The organism is Prevotella sp. 10(H) (assembly GCF_000711235.1).
Lineage (GTDB): Bacteria > Bacteroidota > Bacteroidia > Bacteroidales > Dysgonomonadaceae > Dysgonomonas.
The window spans coordinates 384,182-407,732 of record NZ_JOMI01000007.1 but is presented as its reverse complement, the minus strand read 5'-3'; the positions used below and the strand labels follow the sequence as shown (position 1 = coordinate 407,732).

23 protein-coding genes are annotated in these 23,551 nt (G+C 39.8%); 8 read left to right on the top strand and 15 right to left on the bottom strand.

The genetic code is table 11. The annotated features are described in order from the left end of the window. Positions 1-91 precede the first annotated feature (91 nt). Positions 92-784, bottom strand: a complete 693-nt coding sequence (locus K348_RS0113250; RefSeq protein WP_029905493.1) for an NAD-dependent deacylase — start codon at positions 782-784, stop codon at positions 92-94. Positions 785-957: 173 nt separating this feature from the next. Between K348_RS0113250 and K348_RS0113245 the strand changes: the two genes are divergently transcribed. The 8 genes from K348_RS0113245 to K348_RS0113210 all read left to right on the top strand — a co-directional run bounded on the left by K348_RS0113245 (position 958) and on the right by K348_RS0113210 (position 7,831). Next, positions 958-1,542 (top strand): FKBP-type peptidyl-prolyl cis-trans isomerase, encoded by a 585-nt coding sequence (locus K348_RS0113245; RefSeq protein WP_029905491.1) that lies wholly within the window; start codon positions 958-960, stop codon positions 1,540-1,542. An 18-nt stretch (positions 1,543-1,560) separates the two neighbouring features. Then, positions 1,561-2,577, top strand: a complete 1,017-nt coding sequence (locus K348_RS0113240; RefSeq protein WP_029905489.1) for an FKBP-type peptidyl-prolyl cis-trans isomerase — start codon at positions 1,561-1,563, stop codon at positions 2,575-2,577. Between the two features lie 124 nt (positions 2,578-2,701). Continuing rightward, positions 2,702-3,166, top strand: a complete 465-nt coding sequence (locus K348_RS0113235; RefSeq protein WP_006799740.1) for an Lrp/AsnC family transcriptional regulator — start codon at positions 2,702-2,704, stop codon at positions 3,164-3,166. A 169-nt stretch (positions 3,167-3,335) separates the two neighbouring features. Continuing rightward, positions 3,336-3,947, top strand: coding sequence for a PASTA domain-containing protein (locus tag K348_RS0113230; protein ID WP_029905485.1), 612 nt, complete (start codon positions 3,336-3,338; stop codon positions 3,945-3,947). Next, positions 3,947-5,017: an RluA family pseudouridine synthase gene (locus K348_RS0113225; protein WP_029905483.1), complete on the top strand. Its 1,071-nt coding sequence runs from the start codon at positions 3,947-3,949 to the stop codon at positions 5,015-5,017. The genes K348_RS0113230 and K348_RS0113225 overlap by 1 nt, the downstream gene beginning before the upstream one ends. A 22-nt stretch (positions 5,018-5,039) precedes the next feature. Then, positions 5,040-6,023 carry a D-alanine--D-alanine ligase gene (locus K348_RS0113220; protein ID WP_029905481.1) on the top strand — a complete coding sequence of 328 codons (984 nt, stop codon included), beginning with the start codon at positions 5,040-5,042 and terminating at the stop codon, positions 6,021-6,023. An 11-nt stretch (positions 6,024-6,034) separates the two neighbouring features. Then, positions 6,035-7,180 carry a hypothetical protein gene (locus K348_RS0113215; protein WP_029905479.1) on the top strand — a complete coding sequence of 382 codons (1,146 nt, stop codon included), beginning with the start codon at positions 6,035-6,037 and terminating at the stop codon, positions 7,178-7,180. Positions 7,181-7,258: 78 nt separating this feature from the next. After that, positions 7,259-7,831, top strand: a complete 573-nt coding sequence (locus tag K348_RS0113210) for a DUF4468 domain-containing protein (protein ID WP_036930551.1) — start codon at positions 7,259-7,261, stop codon at positions 7,829-7,831. On the opposite strand, the gene K348_RS0113205 is transcribed toward K348_RS0113210, so the two are convergent. From K348_RS0113205 to K348_RS0113140, 14 genes are all read right to left on the bottom strand, one after another. Further along, positions 7,828-8,427 carry a ribonuclease HII gene (locus tag K348_RS0113205; RefSeq protein WP_029905475.1) on the bottom strand — a complete coding sequence of 200 codons (600 nt, stop codon included), beginning with the start codon at positions 8,425-8,427 and terminating at the stop codon, positions 7,828-7,830. The two genes, K348_RS0113210 and K348_RS0113205, sit on opposite strands and share 4 nt — an antisense overlap. Positions 8,428-8,429: 2 nt before the next feature. Beyond that, positions 8,430-8,843: a hypothetical protein gene (locus K348_RS0113200; RefSeq protein ID WP_029905473.1), complete on the bottom strand. Its 414-nt coding sequence runs from the start codon at positions 8,841-8,843 to the stop codon at positions 8,430-8,432. Between the two features lie 33 nt (positions 8,844-8,876). After that, entirely contained in the window at positions 8,877-10,121 is a 1,245-nt protein-coding gene (locus K348_RS0113195) for a metallophosphoesterase (protein ID WP_029905471.1), read from the bottom strand. Between the two features lies 1 nt (position 10,122). Beyond that, positions 10,123-10,398 carry a DUF4884 domain-containing protein gene (locus tag K348_RS0113190; RefSeq protein WP_029905469.1) on the bottom strand — a complete coding sequence of 92 codons (276 nt, stop codon included), beginning with the start codon at positions 10,396-10,398 and terminating at the stop codon, positions 10,123-10,125. A gap of 30 nt (positions 10,399-10,428) precedes the next feature. Further along, positions 10,429-11,592 (bottom strand): class I SAM-dependent RNA methyltransferase, encoded by a 1,164-nt coding sequence (locus tag K348_RS0113185; protein ID WP_029905467.1) that lies wholly within the window; start codon positions 11,590-11,592, stop codon positions 10,429-10,431. Beyond that, positions 11,592-13,139 carry a glycoside hydrolase family 10 protein gene (locus K348_RS0113180; protein WP_036930548.1) on the bottom strand — a complete coding sequence of 516 codons (1,548 nt, stop codon included), beginning with the start codon at positions 13,137-13,139 and terminating at the stop codon, positions 11,592-11,594. The genes K348_RS0113185 and K348_RS0113180 overlap by 1 nt, the downstream gene beginning before the upstream one ends. A 517-nt stretch (positions 13,140-13,656) precedes the next feature. Beyond that, positions 13,657-14,046 carry a hypothetical protein gene (locus K348_RS0113175; RefSeq protein WP_029905463.1) on the bottom strand — a complete coding sequence of 130 codons (390 nt, stop codon included), beginning with the start codon at positions 14,044-14,046 and terminating at the stop codon, positions 13,657-13,659. Further along, positions 14,033-14,425, bottom strand: coding sequence for a phage holin family protein (locus K348_RS0113170; RefSeq protein WP_029905461.1), 393 nt, complete (start codon positions 14,423-14,425; stop codon positions 14,033-14,035). Before K348_RS0113170 ends, K348_RS0113175 begins: the two co-directional genes overlap by 14 nt. Next, complete coding sequence (locus K348_RS0113165; RefSeq protein WP_029905459.1) at positions 14,415-14,618, bottom strand: YtxH domain-containing protein; 204 nt, start codon at positions 14,616-14,618, stop codon at positions 14,415-14,417. The genes K348_RS0113170 and K348_RS0113165 overlap by 11 nt, the downstream gene beginning before the upstream one ends. 141 nt (positions 14,619-14,759) lie before the next feature. Continuing rightward, on the bottom strand, positions 14,760-16,130 hold the full coding sequence (gene miaB, locus K348_RS0113160) for a tRNA (N6-isopentenyl adenosine(37)-C2)-methylthiotransferase MiaB (RefSeq protein WP_029905456.1): 1,371 nt from the start codon (positions 16,128-16,130) through the stop codon (positions 14,760-14,762). Positions 16,131-16,265: 135 nt separating this feature from the next. Next, on the bottom strand, positions 16,266-16,985 hold the full coding sequence (locus K348_RS0113155; protein ID WP_029905455.1) for a glycoside hydrolase family 97 N-terminal domain-containing protein: 720 nt from the start codon (positions 16,983-16,985) through the stop codon (positions 16,266-16,268). A gap of 70 nt (positions 16,986-17,055) precedes the next feature. Then, positions 17,056-18,657, bottom strand: a complete 1,602-nt coding sequence (locus K348_RS0113150) for a RagB/SusD family nutrient uptake outer membrane protein (RefSeq protein WP_029905453.1) — start codon at positions 18,655-18,657, stop codon at positions 17,056-17,058. Positions 18,658-18,668: 11 nt separating this feature from the next. Next, positions 18,669-21,677: a TonB-dependent receptor gene (locus K348_RS0113145; protein ID WP_156032885.1), complete on the bottom strand. Its 3,009-nt coding sequence runs from the start codon at positions 21,675-21,677 to the stop codon at positions 18,669-18,671. 224 nt (positions 21,678-21,901) lie between these two features. Continuing rightward, positions 21,902-23,518: a DUF6377 domain-containing protein gene (locus K348_RS0113140; RefSeq protein ID WP_051697864.1), complete on the bottom strand. Its 1,617-nt coding sequence runs from the start codon at positions 23,516-23,518 to the stop codon at positions 21,902-21,904. Positions 23,519-23,551 lie beyond the last annotated feature (33 nt).

Here is a 23,551-nt window from a genome sequence, read left to right as displayed (position 1 = left end):
TGTGTCTCAGCACTTACACCTTATACAAAGGTAAATATTAAAATGGTAAAAATCACCAGACACAACACATTAACCTGATTTTAACAGTGAGTTACTCCATAAGTTTGAGCCTTTCCCGTAATTCTTTCACTCCTTCCGATGCACCTTTTCTTATAAAATGAATCCCCGGTTGGTAAGTCTTCACTTCATTAGGGTCTATCAGGTAAACCGGGACACCCTGTTTTATATAGTTCAGCAATCCGGCTGCCGGATATACATTCAGTGAGGTACCTATTACAACCAGTATATCGGCCGTCTGTACTATTCTCATAGCCTTTTCGATCATCGGAACAGCTTCGCCGAACCATACAATATGAGGTCGAAGCTGGGAACCCTTCTCACATTTGTCTCCCAGATTAATTTCCGGTTTATCGGCTGTCAGGGTGTAAATCAGAGAGGGATCGGCAGTAGAGCGAACCTTATCCAGTTCTCCATGAAGATGCACAACATTTGTACTACCTGCCCTTTCATGAAGGTTATCCACATTTTGTGTAAAGACAGAAACCTTAAAGTCTTTTTCCATTTCGGCCACCCCGATATGTCCCTCGTTTGGTAATGCATCGAAAGCAGCTTTGCGTCTTGCATTATAAAAATCCAGTACAAGCTGCGGATTACGGCGAAACCCCTCGGGAGTTGCCACATCTTCGATAGAATGTTGTTCCCATAAACCACCTGAATCCCTGAATGTGGATATTCCACTTTCGGCACTCATTCCGGCACCTGATAAAACGACAATATGTTTCATAAATATTAAAAAAATGTAAGTATAATATACAAATATACTTTTTTCGCCTCTAAAGCACATGAAAGTATCATTAAAAGAATTACTTTTGTTGGCAAATTTAATTGAACAGTTAATCTTTGTTATTTCATGCCTATCATTCTGATTTACAAGATTAACTAATAAACATCAAACATATGGATAAAATAAGTTATGCTCTGGGACTAAGCATTGGCAACAATTTCCTTAGTTCAGGTATTAAAAATGTAGATTTTGAAGCTTTTCTGAAAGGAATGCAAGATGTGATAAATGAAGATGATCTTGCCATGTCATACGATGAAGCAAAACAGGTAATGAACGACTATTTCGGTAAATTACAGGAAGAAAGGCTTGAAGTAAACCTGAAGGCAGGAGAAGAATTTTTAGCTATAAATAAAAAAAGACCGGAAGTAGTAACTTTGCCTAGCGGGCTGCAGTACGAAATACTGAAAGAAGGTAACGGCCCTAAACCGAAAGCTACCGATCAGGTAAAATGCCACTATCACGGTACGCTTATCGACGGTACGGTATTCGACAGCTCTGTAGAAAGAGGTCAGCCGGCAACATTCGGCGTCAATCAGGTAATCCCGGGATGGGTAGAAGCTTTGCAACTGATGCCGGTAGGTTCTAAATGGAAATTATTTATCCCGTCAGATCTTGCGTATGGCAAAGCCGGAGCGGGACAAGCTATCGAGCCTAATTCAACACTTATATTCGAAGTAGAAATTTTAGATATTGTTTAATAATAATTTAGTTAGAACATGAAAAAAATTCAAGTTGTTGCCTTGGGAGCATTCGTTGCCTTAGGTACTTTGATTACATCTTGTGGAGGAGGCGTATCGACGAATGCTTCTCTGAAAACCGAAATCGATACTATCTCTTATGCTTTTGGTGCCAGCCTTTACGACCAAGGCTTATCTATGCACCTACAGCAACTCGGAGTTGTAAATGATACTACAGGCATTAGTGCTTTCTACAAAAGACAAATAGAAGGTGAGCAGGATTCTTTCAAAAAAGATTCATTACAAAAGGTAATGAAACACAAGGTGGACTCTATGGCAAAAGCTAACGATAGAAATATTGCAGAGTTCCTTAAAGGGCTGAAAGAAAGCATGGATGCACCGGATTCTAAATCTGCTTATTACGCAGGTGTTTCTGTAGGCGGACAAATTTCAAAACAGATGTTCCCTAATGTAATCAACCAAATGTATGGCCCGGATTCTAAAGAAAAAATGAATACAAATGCTTTCATCTCTGCGATGGCTGCCGCCATGAAGAAAGAGAACTTTGCAGTTGCCGAACCTGCAATGCTTTTCCAGATGAAGATGCAGGAAGTTCAGCAGAAACAACAGGCTAAACAGGAAGAAGAGTTAAAGAAACAATATCAGCCACAGATAGAAGAAGGACAGAAATTCCTGGACGAGAATAAGGCTAAAGCAGGTGTAGTAACACTTCCTGACGGACTTCAGTACAAGATAATCAAAGAAGGTAACGGTCCTAAACCAACCGCTTCAGACGTAGTGAAAGTTCATTATCATGGAACACTTATCGACGGTACTGTTTTCGACAGCTCTGTAGAAAGAAAGAATCCTGCTACATTCAATGTTAGCGGCGTTATCAAAGGCTGGACAGAAGTGCTTCAACTGATGCCTGTCGGCTCTAAGTGGCAGGTATATGTTCCTTACGATCTTGCATATGGAGCACAGGACAGAGGAACCATTAAACCGTTCTCTACTTTGATCTTCGATGTGGAATTATTAGGCATCGAAAATAAATAAGTTAAAGAATAGGATTTAGATAATAATTTGGCATAATATACATAAAATACCGAGCAAAAAGTCTTGTTTTTATAAAAAATATGCTATATTTGGATTAAAATAACGATAAAACGCTCAAAAAATTATGCAAAAAATTGACAAACTTGATAAGAAGATACTGGAGATTATATCACAGAATGCGAGGATTCCATTCAAAGATGTAGCTCTTGAATGTGGTGTCTCCCGTGCTGCCATTCATCAGCGCGTACAGCGTATGATTGAGATGGATGTGATAGTAGGTTCCGGCTATTTTGTTAATCCAAAAGTTTTAGGTTACAATACATGCACATATATAGGAGTAAAACTTGAAAGAGGCTCTATGTATAAGACTGTAATACCTGAACTGGACAAGATTCCTGAAATAGTAGAATCCCACTTTACTACAGGGCCATACACAATACTTATCAAGCTTTACGCCCGTGATAACGAGCATCTGATGGATTTGCTTAACAACAAGATTCAGGACATCCCGGGAGTTGTTGCTACCGAAACTATGATATCTCTCAGTCAGGGAGTGAAACGTCAGATACCTATATCTAAATCTGAATAAAAGACATTTACAGATTCTTTATACAAAAAAGGATAGCCGATAACTTCGGTTATCCTTTTTCATTTCAGACCGTCTTTACTTATAATAACATAAATATGTGAGGCAAAAGAAACAAAACCCGTAATTTTTTAATATTTTTGCATCACATTCTTTCAGACTAATTGCATACATGAAGAAAAACGTTGTATTAAGAATTATTACAAACATTTACGTCAGGAATATACTGATTATGATTGTCATTGCTTTGGTAATGGTAGCCATAGTCTTATTCTTTCTGAACATCTACACAAAGCACGACCAATCGGTAACTGTACCGTCCGTAAAAGGGCTACAGGTAGAAGAGGCCGAAGGAATCATCAAAGCCGCCAACCTCAATTACGAAGTAGTAGACTCTATATTTGCAACAGGTGGCGTACCGGGGGCTATAATCGAACAGACACCGAAAGAACAGTCGAAAGTAAAAGACGGACGCACTATTTTTCTTACCATACAAGCAAAAGGCATCCAGATGGTAGCTATACCTGAATTGAAAGACTATTCGCGCCGTCAGGCAGAAGCCCAGTTGAACTCCCTCGGATTTGATAAAATTATTATAGACGAAGTGCCATCGGCATATGCCGGAATTGTCATTTCGGTTTCCTACAAAGGAAAAACACTTACCCCAAATCAGAAAATACCTAAAGGGTCGACCATACATATGACTGTCGGAGCGGGAGGAGAATCTCTCGATGACAGTATTCCGGATATGGATATGAATGTTGACGAATCTTTCTTTGAATAATGACTGACAATTCTTTTGACGAAATAGAAGATTTACCGGAAGACGAATTAACCGCTGGACAAGACGATTCCGAATTGTTTGAACATTACCGTTTCGTAGCTGATAAAGGTCAGAGCATGATTCGTGTAGACAAGTATCTGGCCATGCATATTGTCGGGATTTCCCGAAACAGGATTCAGCAGGCTGCCGAAGCTAATTGCATTCTGGTAAACGATGTGCCGGTGAAATCCAACTATCGCATAAAGCCCTTGGATGTCATTTCGGTAGTGATGAATCGCCCGCCGCGCGAACTTGAAATAATTCCGGAGGATATACCGCTCGATATAGTATACGAGGATTATGACCTGATGGTGATAAATAAGCCTCCCGGATTGGTAGTACATCCTGGATTCGGCAATTATCAGGGAACAATGGTAAATGCGCTGGCTTACCTTTTGAAAGATACGCCCGATTACGACCCGAAAGATCCGAGATTAGGAATTGTCCACCGAATCGATAAAGATACATCAGGACTTATTGTAGTGGCTAAGAATGCCTTTGCAAAGGCACATTTGTCAGCCCAGTTTTTCAACAAGACAACCAAACGCGAATATGTAGCACTGGTATGGGGCTCTATCGCAGAAGATGAAGACCGGATAGAAGGAAATATCGGGCGCGACCTCAAAGACCGTATGCTTATGACCGTATTTAAAGATGGAGAACATGGTAAGCCTGCTGTGACGCATTATAAGGTTCTGGAACGGCTCGGATATGTTACTTTAGTACAATGCAAGCTGGAAACAGGGCGTACGCATCAGATACGTGTACACATGAAATATATCGGTCATACGCTGTTTAATGATGAACGCTACGGCGGAAATGAAGTATTGAAAGGAACTCATTTTGCTAAATATAAACAGTTTGTACAAAACTGCTTCAATATATGCCCACGTCAGGCCCTACATGCCCGCACACTCGGCTTTGTACAACCCCGGACCGGAGAAGAGCTTATGTTTGAATCCCCGATTCCGGAAGATATGAGCCGGTTACTTGAGAAATGGCGCGGATATATAGCTAACAGGGAAATATAATAACTATAATAACAATCGGGTTATGAAAAAGAACATCGCCATAGTATGGGGAGGATATTCTTCCGAAATGATAGTTTCAGAAAAGAGTATGGCCGGAATCTATTCTTTTATAGACAAAGAGAAATACAATGTTTACAAGGTAAGATTAACAAGAAGCAACTGGACCGTTACGGTCAATGAAAATACCTATCCTGTAGATAAAAACGACTTCAGTTTCTATAATCCGGACATCAATGAGAAAGTAAAATTCGACTTTGCCTATATCATCATACATGGTTCTCCGGGAGAAGACGGCCGTCTGCAGGGCTATCTCGATATGTTAGGAATTCCCTATTCAGCCTGTGGTATGATGGCTGCTTCACTTACAATGAATAAGTTTGTCTGCAACAATTTCCTTAAAAACTTTGGCATAAAAGTTGCAGATTCATTATATTTGAATAAAGATACAAAATACGACATTAACGATATTGCAGCAAAGCTTGGTTTCCCTATTTTTGTAAAACCAAATACAGGAGGTTCCAGTTTTGCAACATCTAAAATTAAGTCTCTTGAACAGTTGCAGAAGGCGATTGATATAGCTTTTGGCGAAACGCCGGAAGTAATCATGGAAAGCTTTATCAGCGGCCAAGAGTTTACATGCGGTTGTTACAAGATCAAGGACGAAGTAACAGCGCTACCGATAACGGAAATAGTTACTCCGAATGAGTTCTTTAATTATGAAGCCAAATATGAAGGTCAGGTAGAAGAAATCACGCCTGCCCGCATATCTGACGAAATGACAAAGGAAATCCAGCGACTGACTCGCCGGATATATGATCTTACGGGAGCGAAAGGCATTATAAGGGTCGATTTTATTATATCTGATTCTATTCCTTACCTTCTGGAAGTGAACACAGTTCCGGGTATGACGTTTACAAGCTTTATCCCCCAGCAGGTAGCTGCTGCAGGGCTGAATATTACAGACTTACTGACGGAAATTATTGAGAATGAATTTAACGCGATTTGATTTTACATATTATGAGTAATAAATTTGATGACATAGCACCTCTGTATGACTATGAGGTGGAACAGGCCATTAAGGATATACTGGTAGATCCGGGATTTCAACACGCGGTAAGATATATTATACCTGATATCGACTGGGATGAATTCTCTGCCGAAATGTTGAGGTATAAAACCAAAGAACAGTTTCAGGCAGAAATGATATATCCTGTTGTCACTATGCTGGGCAAAAAAGTTGCTACGAGCATCAGGGGTGATAAATGGGATACAATAGACACATCGGTTCAGCACCTTTTCCTTTCCAACCACAGGGATATAGTACTGGATGCAGGTTTGTTGAATATTCTACGCCATACGGAAGGCTTAAAAACAACCGAGATCGCTATCGGTGATAATCTTCTGATTCATCCTTGGATAGATAAACTTGTAAGGCTGAACAAAAGCTTTATAGTAAGGAGAGGGCTTTCTATTAAAGAACGGCTTATTGCATCTAAACATTTATCCGAATATATACACTATACTATTGCTTCGAAAGGTGAATCGGTATGGATTGCACAACGAGAAGGACGCGCTAAGAATGCTGACGACAGGACACAAGACAGCCTTCTGAAGATGTTAGCCCTTTATCCGGAAGACAAACCTTTCTTGGAAAGCCTGAAGGAACTGAACCTTATACCTCTTTCCATATCATATGAATACGATCCTTGTGACTACCTGAAAGCGAAAGAGTTCCAGCAAAAACGGGATAATCCTGACTTTAAAAAGACCCAGCGCGATGACTTGTTAAATATGGAGATCGGTATTTTGGGACAGAAGGGTAATGTCATATTCCGTTTCGGTAAATGTATAAATGACGAACTCGATAAGATTACAGAACCGGATAAACGCCTTCAGCCTGAATTGGCTGCCCATATAATTGACAAAGAGATACATTCTAACTATGAAATATTCCCTTGTAATTACATGGCATACGACATGTTCTACAAAGTGGACAAGTTCAAAGATAAATATACCGCAGAGCAATTAAATGACTACAAAGCGTATCTGAACAAACAGATAAAGAAGATCGATCTCGACTATATCGATTACGACTTTGTATGGGATAAGATGCTGGAAATGTATTCCAATACATTAAAGAATTACCTCGAAGCGACACAATAGAGAAGCAAATATCATTCTTTAGGTTCTTTGAGTTAGCAAATATATTCCTATATTTGTGTAACACAAATGACTCAAACTATGAAAAAGCTTCTGCTATATATAATATGCTTCCTGCTTTCTGCCGCTTGTTTTTCACAGGTAGTGAAACTAGGTGAGAATTTTGTAAACGTCCCTGTAATCAATGATAAGGTCACTTTTCTGAAAGAACTTCCATCAAAAAAAGATATCTCAACCGAAGAAAACTATAAGATACTAAAACAATGGGCGATCATAAATTACGGTAAAGACCCGTTTATTTCCAGTGTTCACCACGATCCCAAAAACAATGAATTTATAGCCAAATCGAGAATAGAACTGCTACTCCCTGCCAATGCAAAAGGTATACGCGAAAAGATGATTATGCGCTATCGTATAAACGGCTTCCTGTTTCAGGGAAAGTGTGTTTTAGAGATCACTGATATTTCCTACCTCTATGAAAGTTCCACAAAAGATAAACTGTTACCACGTATAATAAGAGCCGAAGATTTTATTACCGACAAAGCCCTTGCAATCGATGATAACCTGCAGGAATTCAGGATAAATACTCGAAAAAGCACGCTTTACTTCCTGAATGAGATATCCAAAGACTTTGAAAGTAATTTCGCCGACTAGAACTCCAGTTTTAACTGTCTCTCTGTAAGATTAAATGTCAAACGGTGATAAGGTGTGACACCATACTCCTTTATAGCTTCGCGGTGTTTTCTGGTCGGATAACCCTTATTACAATCCCAACTGTACATCGGATACTGCTTATGCAACTCGAACATATAATCATCCCTATAAGTCTTAGCCAAAACCGAAGCAGCAGCAATAGGCAACAGTTTCCCGTCACCCTTCACCACACATGTATAAGGTATATCTCCCGTCTTACAGAAACGATTACCATCGATAAGCAGATGCTCCGGCCTTATCTTTAGTGAAGCAACTGCCCGCTGCATGGCAAGAAAAGATGCATTCAGTATATTTATCTTATCGATCTCCTGATGATCGACTAAGCCCACTGCCCAAGCCAATGCTCTTTCCTCAATCAGAGGACGAAGTATATAGCGTTCTTTCTCTGACAATTGCTTGGAATCGTTCAGCGCTTCGCATTCAAAATTCTTCGGTAGAATCACAGCAGCAGCAAATACCGGTCCTGCCAAGCATCCGCGTCCGGCTTCGTCACAACCGGCTTCCGTCAAGTCTGGATATAATGATAATTCTAACATAATCAGTCTTTTTCTCCCTTTTTATATTCTCGGGTACGATGTGCCTTAAGGATTGTCTCTTCTTTTACTAATGTCACCAGATCTTCCTTAGTAATCGATTTAGAATACAAGCTATAAAGACCTCTTTTATCAAGATAAATATTTTCAATGTCATCATTTATCATTTGCTGCAGTTCCGCTTGTGTGTCTACATATCTATTTTGGCTATAGATCAAAACCTCATCGCCAGTCACATCAAACACCCTATAGATAGTAAATTTGCCACTGTCAATCGCGACTTCGTACAGATCGCCCTCAGCCGGATCGCTTACAATAGTCAACAATGATTTGTCTTGGCAAGAAGTCAGACACATAGCTAATAAAACTAAAACGGCAATCTTTAAAAGTATTATCTTATAATCAATTAAATATCTCATAAATAGCCTGTTTAAAGTTGTGTTTATATCATTTCAGAATACTATACTAACATTATTATCTGCAGGCAGAAAATCAATCTGCATATCTTCTATATTCATCATAGGTGCATCCATTATTTTAGAAAGATTCTCCATCGATCTTTTGAGCTTTGCATCTGGCTTCTCATCCCCGTAAAGATGTAGTACGAATATTTGCGCGAGTACTTCCGAAAACTGCTTCAACACATCCTGACTATATCCATAACCAAATCCTTTAAATTTTGACATAGCCAGTTTTTCAGCCAATATTCGCATACGTAGCTTATCTTCTTCTGCCAGATTAGGATTATCAGGTATCGCAGTCACATTCTTAGTCTTTATATCCATACCTTTTGCATCCAGTTCTACAAAGCGATAAGCAAATGGATAACCGGATAAGGTACCTGTTTCGATATCATAAATCGTATTCCCTTTATCTGATACGAAAGCCGTTATATCATTCGAATGAAAATGTCCGGTAAATACAGCTTTCATTCCTTTATCTGCAAAGAGATTTGCCAAACGGCTCCAGTCATATACCAAATAATCTTTAAAGAATAAAGACTGTGACATAATATGTTCGGTAAGTCCCCAATGCATCATGCCTATCACAGTTATACCTTTCTGCTTGGCTTCATCAAGTATGTCGACAATCCATTTCTCTGTTGATGCGGAAATCTTCCCACCTGAAATACTCCTTGTTTTATATTCCTTATACCGTGCTGCATCTATTGCCAGAAGCCATGTCTTGTCATTTAACGAAGCTACATAGCTCAATGATGCATCATCTCTTTTTATAGCGTTACCATAACCAAAATTGGCATAGATAGATACAAAATCATCCGGCGATATATTTTCTACAGGTAATGCCTTATCCCCTTTCAGAGCAAGGGTATTTGGCATATTGATATCATGATTACCGGGAATGACATAAACTTTTACTCCTTTATCCTGCAATGGTTTCAGCTTTTCTGCAAAATCCAAATGACTTTGCTTCTCTCCGTCTTTTGTTATATCCCCGCAGACTAACAAGACTTCTATATTACTATTCAGATAATCGGTCAAAACCTGATCGAGTACGGCAGGCACAGTTTTCACATTCTTACCACTACTCTGTATATAATTGGTAAGGGCAGTACCGTCTTCCATGAGTTTTTCAGACAAGTAATGAGTGTCAGTTATTACTCCTATCTTTAACGGTTCTTCAGCCGATAAGAATACAGACAGGACAAAGAAGAGATAAAGAAATACAGTTCTCATATCATTCCGATGGATCGTTTTTTACAATCGTTTGTATTCTGTATCTTGTAGAATCGTTAGTGATTGTTGTCAAACTGCCCGAACAGTTCGTAAAATAGATATACTCTCCCATATCCTGAAATCTGTATACCTTGCAGCCTTCATGCTCAAAGAGATAGTCTACACGATAAGTCGCATTATTATCAGGCGCTTTACGGGCAATAGGACGACCTGTGTAGCAGGAAGACATATTCGCTGCAAAACCAGCGGCTAATAAGAGGACAATCATTTTTCTCATAAGCGTTCCTTTTTATATATCAGAGTTCTGTTAACTATTCTTTTTTGATTCATTTCTCTTTCCGGCAAATATATCATACTTCCGGAATTCACATTGTAATGAACCGTTTACCAGCTGAATTTTCTTCGATGGCTTCAGGCCTATCTTATCAAAGCATTCTTTTTTATAACTGAGTATCCATGCGGAATAGCCAGTGAAAACATGTTTCAGCCGTTCTCCTAAATTCTCGTATAAGCCTGATAAGTCTTCCGGTTTTATCCGTTCTCCATATGGCGGATTAGTTACCAGTATACCATTTTCAGCAGGAGCCTTTGTATAATTTTCAAACGGCATTACTTTCAGATCGATACTACGTTCCAGTCCTGCACTCTTAATATTTTGGGCTGCTATATCAATGGCCTCGGCTGAAATATCAGATCCGTATATTTTATATTTGAACTCACGCTCTCCACTGTCATCATTATAGATAGTTTCAAAAAGGTCGGCATTAAAGTTTTTCCATTTCTCAAAAGCAAAGTTCGGCCTGTATATCCCCGGAGGTACATTCATGGCAATCATAGCCGCCTCGATAAGCAATGTACCCGAACCACACATCGGGTCGACGAAATCCGATTCGCCACGCCATCCGGTTTTCAGTATCATGCCGGCAGCCAATACTTCATTCAATGGAGCTTCTGTCTGGGCTACACGGTAGCCGCGTTTATGTAATGATTCTCCTGAACTATCGAAAGACAAAGTGCATTTATCGTGAGCCACGTGAAAGTTGATAAGCAGATCAGGATCTTTTGTATCTACAGACGGCCTTTTCTCTGTCTTCTGCATAAAGTAATCGGCAATAGCATCTTTGACCCGATAAGCAACAAACTTGGAATGAGTGAAATAATCCGAGAAAGTAATGGCATCTATGGCAAATGTACTCTCTTCCGTCAGGTGTTCATACCAGTTCATCGCCTTTACTTTCTTATATATCTCATCGGCTGTCTTTGCCTTGAACTCATATACAGGACGAAGTATTCGCAAAGCCGTGCGGCAATGTACATTAGCCCGATACATCATAGCCAGATCACCCTTAAACGAAACCATCCGCTTACCGATCTCTATGTCATTGGCACCTAAGGTTGTTAACTCTTCCGCCAGAACGTCTTCTAAACCAGCCATTGTTTTGGCTATCATTTTAAACTCTCTTCCTCTCATTACAACTTCACCTTTTTAGACTTCCCCTTCGATTCGTTATGGAATGCATCCACCGCCGTAACCACATATTTATATTCCTTTCGCCCGCCCTCATATGGCAACACAATGCTCTTGTCGCGGGTTATAGCTATGATATGCTGTGGATTGTCCAGATTCTCCTTCTCTCCTTTTGCAAAGCGGTATACAACGTAATATTGAGCAGTTTCAGGATCGTATTTATCACCGTTACTTGTCCACTGCAATGTATGAGCCGATGCCGTATAAGCCTCTTCCACTTTATTTACCTTTTTAGGTGCTTTCTTGTGCATATGTGTATATGCAGGAATGAGAGCCGGATACTTATGATAATCGCTTTTCAATCGGCTCGCAACACCCTTATAGTTATCTAGCAGTTCGTAAGCAGGCCAGAAACAATTTCCATGTACAGTCGTATAACTTCTCGAAAGCACCATCTTTTCGTTCAGTTGATTATCTCCCGAAGGCTGTGTGCTCGCATCCATAGTACGCTTCACATCCTGACCGATATACAGATGCCCGTCATAATTATTATGCGCCCACCACTCTATCAGGGTTTTATAGTCCGCCAGATTATGACCTATCTCCCAATATATCTGCGGCATATTGTAATCTATCCAGCCGTTCTTCACCCATAGTTTCACATCCGCATACAGGTCGTCATAATTCTGCAATCCGTTGGTATTGCTGCCCGAACCGTCCGGCGTACTCTTCTTATTCCGGTAAATACCGAACGGGCTGATACCGAATCTTACCCACGGCTTGTTCTTCAAGAGTGTATATTTAATGTCCTGAATCAGCATATTTACATTATTCCTCCGCCAATCCGGGAGCTGGTTGCGGGAGAATCCCTGTTTTGGCCCGTAAGTAGCGAAACTGTTATCATCCGGAAAGCCTTCTCCTGCTATAGGATACGGATAGAAATAGTCATCCATATGTATTGCATCTACATCGTAACGCATCACAATATCCTTTACCACATCGCAGATAAACTTGCGGTTTTCAGGGATACCCGGATCGAAATAGACCTTACCTCCGTATTTTACAAAGCGTTCGGGATATTTCCGGTAGATATGGTCTCTGGCAAACATATCGTTTTCGCTGGCAGATACCCGATAAGGATTGAGCCATGCATGTAACTCCATATTCCGTTTGTGGCACTCTTCTACCAGAAATTTCAACGGATCGAAGCCACCTTCGGGAGCCACACCCTGTGTGCCTGTAAGGAAAGCGCTCCACGGCTCCAGTTCCGACTTATAGAATGCATCGGCATACGGCCGCGCCTGAAAAATAATAGCATTTATGCCTTCCGCCTGAAGTTCGTTCAATGTATTCACAAAGTAGTTCTTCATTTGCGATACGGTCATTGTCCTGTACCTCGTCTGCCATGCAGTACTCAGCCATGCTCCCCTGAACTCGCGTTTGGGATGTGCTATGTCTGAAAAAGTAACACGTTGCTGTGTTTTACATGACGAGATGAGAAGAATAATTACCGCCGAAGTTAACAGGTAAAGGGCTTTATTTTTATTCATAAAAACATGTTTATTTTAAAACTTTACAAAAGTAGGAATAATAAGCAAGAACTCTTTGCTCACAGCATATTAAACACCACTTTATTGTATATTTTTACAGAATAAATTAACACTTTCATTAACACCTGTAAAATGATTTACATCTTTTAACCTTATAATGTTAAAAGGTAACAAAAGTAACGGATTATAGCTTTTTAGCCGTTAGCTTTCTTTTTATGAAAAAACTCAAAAAGTAACAATAGTAACACTTTTCAGTTGACAATGGACAAATGATAATTGACAGTGTAAAAACAGAAACGCTGTCAACTATCAATTTAAAAACTTGTAACTCCCCGCAGGGCGAAGTAACTTGTAACTACTATATCATTTGGCTCCGCCGATTTCCAATTCAAAGAGCTAAAAACTATCAGCCAATGGCTAAAAGCTTTATACATAGATAAATTTCTAAGATATATATAGCATAAAAAAGCCAGCAATACACTCGTATTTGCTGGCTTTTTTATTTTTCTTCTACTGATTAATCCTCATCGTCGTAATAATATTTACGCTTTTTCTTTTTCTTACTTGTAAAAGCAGACTTTATTTTCTTGACGACAAAACCCAATAAGACAGGTTGTAATATTTCCAATAAAACAGGATAGTAGGCTTTCAGACTACTTAACAGGCCATGCATTACACCGCCACCGCTATTAGAATCATCTTCCTCTTCTCTGCTCTTCGCTTTATGGCCGAAACCAAACTGACGCAGTACTACATTCACTACACTATGAAATATGAGTGAACCGGCATTATCTGAAAAATAAAGCCACTGCCCCGCCAAGCGGTCTTCACTTTCGGCACATTCCCGCTTTACTATAGCTTTTTCGCGGCGAAGCTCATCCAATGGGGTCAACTTATTTTTCTTCATTGTCATCCTCCTTTTCTTCTAAGCCCCTGAGAAAGGTTATAGTACCATTCAGTATAGATTGTTTAATGATCTTCCTGCAAAGGAAAACGATAAAAAGAACAAACAAGGAAAACAGAGCCATGATACCAAATCCGGCAGCGAGGCTGTTAAGCAATTCCCCGATGAAAAAGGCCATTCCTACCAAGATGAAAAATACCAAAAATGCAAGAATGAATAAAACTATCACGCCATATCCCAGACTGGAAGCGGATATCCCCAACTTCTCAAATGCATCGAGCTTAAACAGCCGTATGCGCCTGACGACATAGGTAGATAGTTCCAGTTTTGCTTCTTCAACCAGAGTATCTAAGCTTTTATCTGTCTCCTTATTACTCAACATCACTTCTCAACTCGTCTATCTTATCGCGTCCTCTGCTTGCCGCATTTTTCACATTACCTTTTACTTTGTCTACCAGACAGTTGATATCTTTCAACCATTCTTCTTTTTTGTCAGAAGCCGCAACATATCCCACTGCTGCACCTAAAGCAGCACCTATGGCTAAAAATAGTAAATTAGAGCCAGTCTTATTCATAATCTTAAAATTTAAATTTATTAGTTTTATCTATAACAAACTATTTCCTTTCAAAGTTTACTAAACGGACGTCTAATATAGTTACTTTTTTGAAAAAAAAGCATTTTTTATTTAACAAAAACATAAATCGGGAATTGAAAATCAGATAGATTCGCCAAACAGAGTCGCCGATGTATTTCCTGTAACTCTTACATTTACAAGATCTCCGATTTTGTAATTGCCCTTATCGAAGATGACAACTTTGTTCTGCGAAGTGCGGCCGAATAATTGCTCCCGCGAACGCTTGGAAAATCCTTCGACAAGCACTTCGAATACTTTACCCACATCATTCTTGTTGCTTTCCAGCGAACATTCGTTCTGTAAATCGATAATTTCCTGCAGCCTCTTTATCTTAACATCTTCCGGCACGTCGTCTTTCAGTTTTTTTGCGGCAAATGTACCCGGACGCTCCGAGTATTTAAACATAAAGGCCGAATCGAAGCAAACTTCACGCATCAAAGACAGTGTTTCCTGCTGATCCTCTTCCGTTTCGGAATGGAACCCGCACATAATATCGGTAGATATTCCACATCCCGGGATAATGCGCCTGATAGCTGCTATACGGTCGAGATACCATCCCCTGTCATATTTGCGCTTCATCACATCCAGCATACGGCTACTTCCGGACTGTATGGGTAAATGTATAAACTTACACAGATTATCGTATTTAGCTATTATTTCGAGTGTTTCGTCTGTCATATCGGTCGGATATGAAGTAGTAAAACGGATGCGCATCTGAGGTGCTTCAAGGGCAACCAGTTCAAGCAATCGGGAGAAATCAACTATCGTTCCATCGTCATTTTTATAACGGTACGAATTCACATTCTGCCCCAGTAGGGTAACTTCCTTAAAACCTTTATCCCGCAGATCGGCTACTTCGTTGAGTATGCTTTGCGGCAAACGGCTGCGCTCACGTCCGCGAGTATAGGGTACTATACAATATGAACAGACCTTGTCGCATCCACGCATAATAGATACGAAGCCGGATATATGATTCCCGCCTATACGGAGAGGAATAACATCCTTATAGGTTTCAGTCTTGGATAATACGACATTGATTGCTTTTTCGCCTTTCTCGGCGGCTCCTACCAGATTGGGCAGGTCGAGATAGGCATCGGGGCCGACTACTACATCCACATGATGTTTTTCATGCAGTTCTTCTTTTACACGTTCTGCCATACAACCAAGCACACCGATTATCATGCGGGGCTTGCGTTTTTTCTTTATGGCATTGATATACTCCAGACGCTGGATAACCCTTTGTTCGGCATTATCGCGTATCGAGCACGTGTTGACAAATACGGCATCGGCATCTTCAAGCTTATCCGTCATTGTATATCCGTCCATCTGCATTACCGATGCAACAACCTCGCTGTCTGCCACATTCATCTGGCAGCCATAGGTTTCGATGAACAGTTTCTTTTCTCCGGTTTCAGTCGTGGATTTAAAGTCCAGTCCTTTTTCGTTGTTCATAGAAATATGTTTTAATAAGTTTTATATTGAGAAATGATCTATCGCAGATCGTTTCTGTCCGGCAAAAGTACAAAGAAAAACGGAATAGTATGTCACTATCCCGTCATGGCTATGTTAATAATACTATCTATTAGGTTATTCCGGCATTGTATCCGGAAAAAGCACAACTCGCCAGGGAGTAATTCCCGGAGCTTTCAACAACAACTGTTTCTGCTTCGATTTAGATGTCAGGTCTATTTTATAGACTGATGTTTCATCTTTGCCGGTCAGTCTCATGGCTGGATAATTGTCTATTTCCAACTCAGAAATTGTGTAGTATGCTCCACCGTCTGTTTTGAATATGAAAGAATTATTGATAGTATCCGGATTATCTGCCAATGCATATTCTTTCGGCAAATTGAATTCTGTACTCTCATCGGCAATAATGAATTCTTTCAAATTGTTTTGAATCGGGAATTCGTAACGGAACTGATAGCCGTTATTGAATACCCGGAAAACTATATCGAATTTTCTTTTCGTATCTCCTTTCTCTTCTAATCCTATTACAATCTGGTTGTAGGTATTGCCGGTACCCCAAATACACTCATCCCCTTTTTTAGAGAATTGATAATTTATATTTCCAAACAGAACACCTTTGCAAGGCTCGTTATTATGAAGTGTGAAGCCAAGTTCCGATTTATCGACCATCGTCTTGCCCTCCTGTTTTACCTGATAATATGGTTTCCCTTCTTTGATTATAATTTCCAGTTTAACTTTTTTATCAGGAGATGTTAATGCTACGCTTTCGTTTTCACAGGAGTTAAAAAAAATAAAGAGAGTGATAAGAAATAAATATTTTAAAAATAAAATCTTCATTCCTGTCCTTATTGAACCAACCGGCAGGTACTAATACCTGCCAGTCGATATATTATTAATTAAAATTTCACTATTGATATCCCGGGTTTTGAGATAAATTTGTGTTACCCGATAATACATTTTGAGGAATAGGATAGACAATACGATATGGATCTGACTGAGGTTTGTCGGTATAAGCCTTAGTAAATGTTCCGAAACGCACCATATCGTTCCGTCGCCACATTTCCCAGCTTAATTCTATCATTCTCTCCTTCAGTATGTCATCCAATGTTACCGACGGTAAAGGTTCAGCATTAACTCTGTCTCGCACGTCATTTACCAATTCAAGTGCCGGTGCGGAGTTGCCCATTCTCAGTTCTGCCTCAGCCTTCATCAACAATACATCTGCATAACGGAAGAGTACCCAATCGTTGTGTACATAATCGCCGCTTCCCTGGAACTGACGATCCGGCTCGTATTTTTTCCAACGTGCGCCTGCGCGTTTATCCGCGTCAGTACCTTCGGTCATGTGCAGTTTTACATGTAGAGGAAGATATTCAAAATCGCTACCGTCTTCTGCCTTGATCAGATTACCGTCCGGACCTGTCACTTTCCCTGTATGAAAAGATAAATCCATTCGCGGATCAGGAGACGCTGTACCATATCCGAGAGCCTGCATCATTTCTATTGTGGCGCATGAACCGTTCCACGTACCCATTCCGAATGCATTGCCGTGTGTGTAATGCAACGCGCGATTGTTGATGTTTACATTCGATATGCGATACAACGACGGATCCTGAGGAATCACAAAAATATTTTCATTAGAAGTCTCATTCTTTACTTCGAAATTAGATGCATAATTAGACTGTAATGTATATCCGTCTTGAGCAAGCAGGTCGCAATAATGTTTCACCGCAGCCCATGCACCCACATCTACACCATCTACCGTGAAGGAAGTGGATCCGGCAGGATTGTTACCGGTTGTATCCCAATTGTCATCTGAATACACCTTTGCGTTGATAGCCAGTTTAGCCAGAAGAAAGTGAATTGTCGATTTTGTCATACGTCCATAGAATTCGCCCTGCTTGTTGGAGAATCCGGCTGAAATATCTGGCAGTACTTCATCAAGTTCATTTTTCACAAAAGCAAATACCTCACTTCTCTTTGACTGTTTGATTTCATTTACAGGAACATCAACTTTAGTTGAAATAGGAATACGCCCAAACTGATCTAACAGATAGAAATAGTTCAATGCACGAATGGCTCTGATTTCTGCTATATATGTATCATAAAATGCAGCAGTAGGATTATTCTTTTTAGCGTTTTCAACTATCTGCAGACTTTGGTTACATTTCCCTATAGCCACATACCTTTCCTGCCACGAGTCGTATAGAAAGTTCAACGCCGGAGTCCAGCTATGATTATGCAATGCACGGAATATACCTCCGTCGTCCCAGTCGCTTCCACGTGTTGGAATCATAGCTTCGTCGGAAGACAGTTCACTCAAATCCCATGTAGCGGTGGTCGCTAAATTCCTGATGTCATTATAGAGGCTGGCAACGGTATTCGTGTATACCAGTTCCGGAGTTTTATATGCCTCGTCTTCCGGGATCATAGTCACTGGATTTTCATCCAGCGAACAGGCACTGAACGAGAATATTATAATTGATATTGCTAGATATATTTTTTTCATGATTTCAATTTTTAGAAGTTAACACTTACACCCAATGAGAACGTACGGGCTACAGGATAGAAACGTTTGTCATCATTACCGAAAGTATTATTGCTGCTATCGAGTGTAGTACTGTTTATCATAGGTGTCAGTCCCGAATAGCTCGTAAATGTATGCAGATTGTTTACAGAAGCTGTCAGACGGATAGATTTCACCCAATTTTTAAACTTTTCCGTATTGATGTTGTAACCCAGTGTTACATAAGCAATATTCAGATAATTACCATTCTCCAGCCAGTAATCAGTGATCCTGTTGTCGTGTATATTCAGGTCGGGAGCGCCTTCCAAGAGATTGTAAGTAGGGAAGTTGTTCATATTGTTCAGCGTCATGGCTGTTCCGTTATATATCTTATGGCCGAATGCGCCATTTAACTGTGTCTGGATATCAAAGTCTTTGTAACGGAATTTAATATTTGCACCCAGATAATATTTAGGCATAACCTGTCCGGCAATATAACGGTCTTTTCCGTCTGCAAGATTAATTCCATCTTCGCCATCGATATCCTGTATGTTATATTTATTCTGCCCGTTTTCGTCTATAAGCCCGTTTGCTTTCGGCAGGTAAAATACACCGAGAGGTTGTCCTTCGAACATATAAACTACACCATTGTTTTCTTGTATACCAGCCCCTTTTACCGTGCTCAGCCTTACATAAGCGCTTGGTGTAAGCGGTTGGCCCTGATAATTACCTGTCAGAGATGTCACTTCATTTTTCTGATAAGAGAAGTTAGCGGCAATATCCAGACCTATATCTTTGGTCTTTATAGCAGAATATCCCAGCGAAAACTCAACGCCCATATTTTTCATAGAACCGATGTTAGCCAGCAGGCTTGGATACATAAACGGAGGCTGCGGCACGTTGTATGTATAGAGCAGATCGTCCGTCTTAGAACTATAGTAGTCGAAAGTTAAAGACAGTCTTTCGTCGAAAAGCAAGGCATCAAAACCTACATCGAATGTTTTCTTTGTTTCCCATTTCAAATCGGGATTTGCATTGCGCAGATAGGTATAAGCGATGGTCGGATTTCCATTAACAGTAATCAGCGAGCCACCTGTAGTTCCCAACAGCTGTAATGAGTTATATGGAGAAATAGCATCCTGATTACCTGTGATACCGTAACTTGCCCTCAATTTGAGATCGTTTACAAAAGATACATTATCTTTCATAAAGTCTTCGTTTGCCATATTCCAAGCCAGAGAGAATGAAGGGAAGAAACCCCATCTATTGTTTTCGCCCAGTTTGGATGAACCGTCGCCTCTCATATTGATAGTGGCGATATACTTGTTATCATATACATAGTTGAAACGGCCTAATAATGATATCAGTTTAAAGTTTGTCCTGAATGAAGACACATCTCCGTAATTGATTATAGCTCCGCCGCCGAGATTATCCGAGCCATGATGATCGGTTGAATAGCGGCTGGATGCGGCTCCAAATCCACGGTTTTTATATTCCTGTCCTTCGAACAATCCTAGAGCATTGATATAGTGCTTGCCTGTAGTCTTTATATAATTCAGGCTGATATTACCTAAGTAGTTCTCGTTTTTCAAATCATTTTTTTCTGCACGTCCGCCGTTTGCCAGTATCCCCGGACGGGATTTGATAGGCAGGTACACAGATGTTTCGTCATCGTTGAATGTATACGATCCGAAAGCGCTCAGTTTCAATCCTTCGATTATATTCCATGTGGCGCGTGCATGTACCGTAGCATCATATCTTCTGTTATCATTTTGAGTAGTAAGTAAATCCAGAGGATTATACACTTCACTGGCTACCGGGTCTCTCGGCCATGTACCGTCTTCGTTCGGTGTGGTAGGGAAGGTCGGATTCATAGTTACAGCTCCATAAAAAGTACTGCGCTTATCATACAAGGCAGATGCCTTTGATCTGGATGCGAACACACCCGATTCCAGTTTCAGCTTATTATCGAAGAATGATTGTGCAAAGTCCATTTTAAGGTTGTAGCGCTGTTTCGACGTTGTTTCTACAATCCCTTTCTGGTCGATAATTCCCAGCGATACATTGTAGTTGGAATCTTCATCACCTTTTCCGAATGATATCTTATGCGTCTGGGTATAGCCGGTACGGAGTATCTCATCCATAAAATCGGTGCTGTGACCGTCGTCTATAAAGTTCTTTCCGATATTATTAGCCGCATAGCGATATTCATCGGCTGTAAGCGAATGTGTTCTCTTGGCTATGGTCTGTACACCGAACATACCGTCGTAACTAAGCGATTTCACGCCATATTTGCCTTTCTGTGTAGTAACTACAATCACACCACTGGCTCCACGCGAACCGTATTGTGCTGTTTCCGATGCATCTTTGAGAATAGTAAAGCTTTCAATATCGTTTGGAGAAAGAGAGTTCAGCATATTCATATCTCCCATAACTCCATCCACAACTACCAACGGATCATTACCGCCTGATAGTGAAGTTGTACCGCGAATACGGATAGAAGGATTTACTGTAGGGTCGCTGCCCGGACTTTGTATATTTACACCAGCTACGCGTCCTTGAATAGCGTCGAGCGGATTGGTTACCACGCCCACATTCATATCTTCGCGGCTTATTTTCTGTACGGCTCCCGAAATAGAGTGCTTGCTTCCTACGGCATACCCTATGGCAACCACATCTTTCAGCATAATAGCATCTTCTTGGAGCCGGAAATCGATCCTTGTACGTCCGTTTACTTGTTCTTCCTGTTTTACAAAACCTATATAAGTAACTTCTATTGTAGCATTTGAAAGAACATTAATTTCAAATTGCCCATCTATATTTGTCATTGTTCCGTTGGTGGTGCCTTTCTCTATTACTGAGACCCCGATCAACGGTTCATTGTTGCTGTCCGTCACCGTACCCGACACTTTTATCTTCCCCCCTGTTTGAGCATTCAGACACAGAGTAGATGAAAAGAAAAATACCAGGGTAAATAAACGGAACATTTTCCTTAAACAAGAAGGAGTGAGTTTCATTTTCATGGTAATAAATTTTAAGTAATTATTCAAGATTGAAAAAGCCTAATACCTTTAATGACAAAATTAAGCCGTACTTATTTCCTTAGATAGAAATTAATATGAAATATGAAAAGTTAAAAGAATTATATACCTATTATACAAACAGTTATATTAAAAATACTTTTTAAAAATTAAAACAATTTTTAAAACAAAAAAGCACTTCCCAGAGCCTTTTTTATAAAATTTATTTATGCCGGATTCTTTTTTATACGCATTATACGGTATTCGAATTCCTCTTTGGGAACTATAGACCTGCTTTTTATTTTGGCTTTGTAAACGTAAATCGTATTGACGGAAAGATTGAGAAAACGGGCTATTTTCTCGTTGTCGTTTATACCAATCCTGATAAGGGCAAATATACGCAATTCGGGAGTCAGATTATGATCTTCGATATTAATCCTGTCGCCTTCGGGAAAAAGCTTATTGAATTCTTCCAAAAAATTGGGAAATAATCCAAGAAACGTAGAATCGAAAGAAGAGAATATATTTTCCCTTTCACTTTTAAGGTCAAATTCAGCATACAACCTGTAAATGTCATCGTATTGACGGGCTTTCAGCCTATTATCGAGTTTTTTCAGTAGACCTTCCGTCTTATCGAGGTACTCCGATTTACCATATAATGACTGAATTACATACTGGTCTTTTATAGCGTTCGATTCTTTAAGCTTTTCATTCGTAGAATTCAGTTTGTCATTAAAAGAAGATAATTCGTTCAGGTTATCCTGAATAGTCTGCTTAGCTTCTTTCAGCTTTTTATTCTGCTTGTAGTTTATTATAGAGGAAGCGAAGAACAAAGCGGATAAGATGCTTACAATTATAAGAGATATCGTGAGATTATCCCGCTGATCCTCAATGATGTTCAGCCTCTCCTTTTCAATGATAGGCAGAATAGAATTGACATCCATCATACGGTGGCGGGCATTATAAAAGTTTGCTTCTTCGAGCGCAATACCGATATAGCGGCTGGCATCTTTTATATTTCCTTTTGTGTAAAGGTATTTAGCCAGATTGGTTTTGGAGGTAGTCTCGGTTATAGCAGATCTGATATCCGAAATAGCGGATAAAGCCATGTAATATACAGCATTTTCATCGTCCGACTGGTACATATACAGGTTGCCCAGAATCGATGTGTTGATAGCAAGCTGATGATTGTCTACATCGAAAGAATAAATGAGATTGGAGTAGGTAGCTATCTTTTTAATAATGCCTGCATTGACATCTTTCAGTGCCAGAATATTATGATAATCATAAGAACTCGGGGAGAGATACATCAGAGCCGAATCGCAATATTCTATACTTTTGTTCTGATAAGCTGTTTTGTATGGCTCCGAGGTATTATAATTTACCAGATCGGAATAGAGTCGTGCGCATTGGGAATAATAAACAGACGTGAGGCTATCGGAGGCTCCGCTAACATCCGTATTATTCACTATATCGACCGCTTCTTTGAATAAACCGGAGGAAATGAAGCAAAACAATAAATTACACCGGGCAGTGAGTAGTAATTCGCGGTCTTTCAATTTTGTCGCTATCTTCTTTGTGTTTACTGCATATACATAAGCAGAATCATATTGATATGATTTGTATTCGTTGTAAATTTTATCATTCAATGAAAATTTCTCATATTCATTACTTATGTTCGACAAGCTGACCTTAAGGTCGCTTATTCTGTTTTCTTTTTGGGAATAGTATACAGTCCTGTTACTTATTTCGTTATTTAATACAGTCAATACGGAATCTGCCCGTGACTGTGAATGTAATAAATAAGGAAATAAAATTAGGAATAATAATATTCGTAATTTCATATTATTGTTAAAATGAGTTTCTTTCTCTCCGTT

What these genes read in the sequence shown, in the direction of transcription:
- K348_RS0113150 (WP_029905453.1), bottom strand. Translation starts at nt 18,657, where the DNA reads ATGAAAAAAATATATCTAGCAATATCAATTATAATATTCTCGTTCAGT.
- K348_RS0113180 (WP_036930548.1), bottom strand. Translation starts at nt 13,139, where the DNA reads ATGAATAAAAATAAAGCCCTTTACCTGTTAACTTCGGCGGTAATTATT.
- K348_RS0113245 (WP_029905491.1), top strand. Translation starts at nt 958, where the DNA reads ATGGATAAAATAAGTTATGCTCTGGGACTAAGCATTGGCAACAATTTC.
- K348_RS0113235 (WP_006799740.1), top strand. Translation starts at nt 2,702, where the DNA reads ATGCAAAAAATTGACAAACTTGATAAGAAGATACTGGAGATTATATCA.
- K348_RS0113155 (WP_029905455.1), bottom strand. Translation starts at nt 16,985, where the DNA reads ATGAAGATTTTATTTTTAAAATATTTATTTCTTATCACTCTCTTTATT.
- K348_RS0113240 (WP_029905489.1), top strand. Translation starts at nt 1,561, where the DNA reads ATGAAAAAAATTCAAGTTGTTGCCTTGGGAGCATTCGTTGCCTTAGGT.
- K348_RS0113230 (WP_029905485.1), top strand. Translation starts at nt 3,336, where the DNA reads ATGAAGAAAAACGTTGTATTAAGAATTATTACAAACATTTACGTCAGG.
- K348_RS0113205 (WP_029905475.1), bottom strand. Translation starts at nt 8,427, where the DNA reads ATGTTAGAATTATCATTATATCCAGACTTGACGGAAGCCGGTTGTGAC.
- K348_RS0113210 (WP_036930551.1), top strand. Translation starts at nt 7,259, where the DNA reads ATGAAAAAGCTTCTGCTATATATAATATGCTTCCTGCTTTCTGCCGCT.
- K348_RS0113225 (WP_029905483.1), top strand. Translation starts at nt 3,947, where the DNA reads ATGACTGACAATTCTTTTGACGAAATAGAAGATTTACCGGAAGACGAA.
- K348_RS0113220 (WP_029905481.1), top strand. Translation starts at nt 5,040, where the DNA reads ATGAAAAAGAACATCGCCATAGTATGGGGAGGATATTCTTCCGAAATG.
- K348_RS0113215 (WP_029905479.1), top strand. Translation starts at nt 6,035, where the DNA reads ATGAGTAATAAATTTGATGACATAGCACCTCTGTATGACTATGAGGTG.
- K348_RS0113140 (WP_051697864.1), bottom strand. Translation starts at nt 23,518, where the DNA reads ATGAAATTACGAATATTATTATTCCTAATTTTATTTCCTTATTTATTA.
- K348_RS0113190 (WP_029905469.1), bottom strand. Translation starts at nt 10,398, where the DNA reads ATGAGAAAAATGATTGTCCTCTTATTAGCCGCTGGTTTTGCAGCGAAT.
- K348_RS0113200 (WP_029905473.1), bottom strand. Translation starts at nt 8,843, where the DNA reads ATGAGATATTTAATTGATTATAAGATAATACTTTTAAAGATTGCCGTT.
- K348_RS0113195 (WP_029905471.1), bottom strand. Translation starts at nt 10,121, where the DNA reads ATGAGAACTGTATTTCTTTATCTCTTCTTTGTCCTGTCTGTATTCTTA.
- K348_RS0113185 (WP_029905467.1), bottom strand. Translation starts at nt 11,592, where the DNA reads ATGAGAGGAAGAGAGTTTAAAATGATAGCCAAAACAATGGCTGGTTTA.
- K348_RS0113165 (WP_029905459.1), bottom strand. Translation starts at nt 14,618, where the DNA reads ATGAATAAGACTGGCTCTAATTTACTATTTTTAGCCATAGGTGCTGCT.
- K348_RS0113250 (WP_029905493.1), bottom strand. Translation starts at nt 784, where the DNA reads ATGAAACATATTGTCGTTTTATCAGGTGCCGGAATGAGTGCCGAAAGT.
- K348_RS0113170 (WP_029905461.1), bottom strand. Translation starts at nt 14,425, where the DNA reads ATGTTGAGTAATAAGGAGACAGATAAAAGCTTAGATACTCTGGTTGAA.
- K348_RS0113145 (WP_156032885.1), bottom strand. Translation starts at nt 21,677, where the DNA reads ATGAAAATGAAACTCACTCCTTCTTGTTTAAGGAAAATGTTCCGTTTA.
- miaB (WP_029905456.1), bottom strand. Translation starts at nt 16,130, where the DNA reads ATGAACAACGAAAAAGGACTGGACTTTAAATCCACGACTGAAACCGGA.
- K348_RS0113175 (WP_029905463.1), bottom strand. Translation starts at nt 14,046, where the DNA reads ATGAAGAAAAATAAGTTGACCCCATTGGATGAGCTTCGCCGCGAAAAA.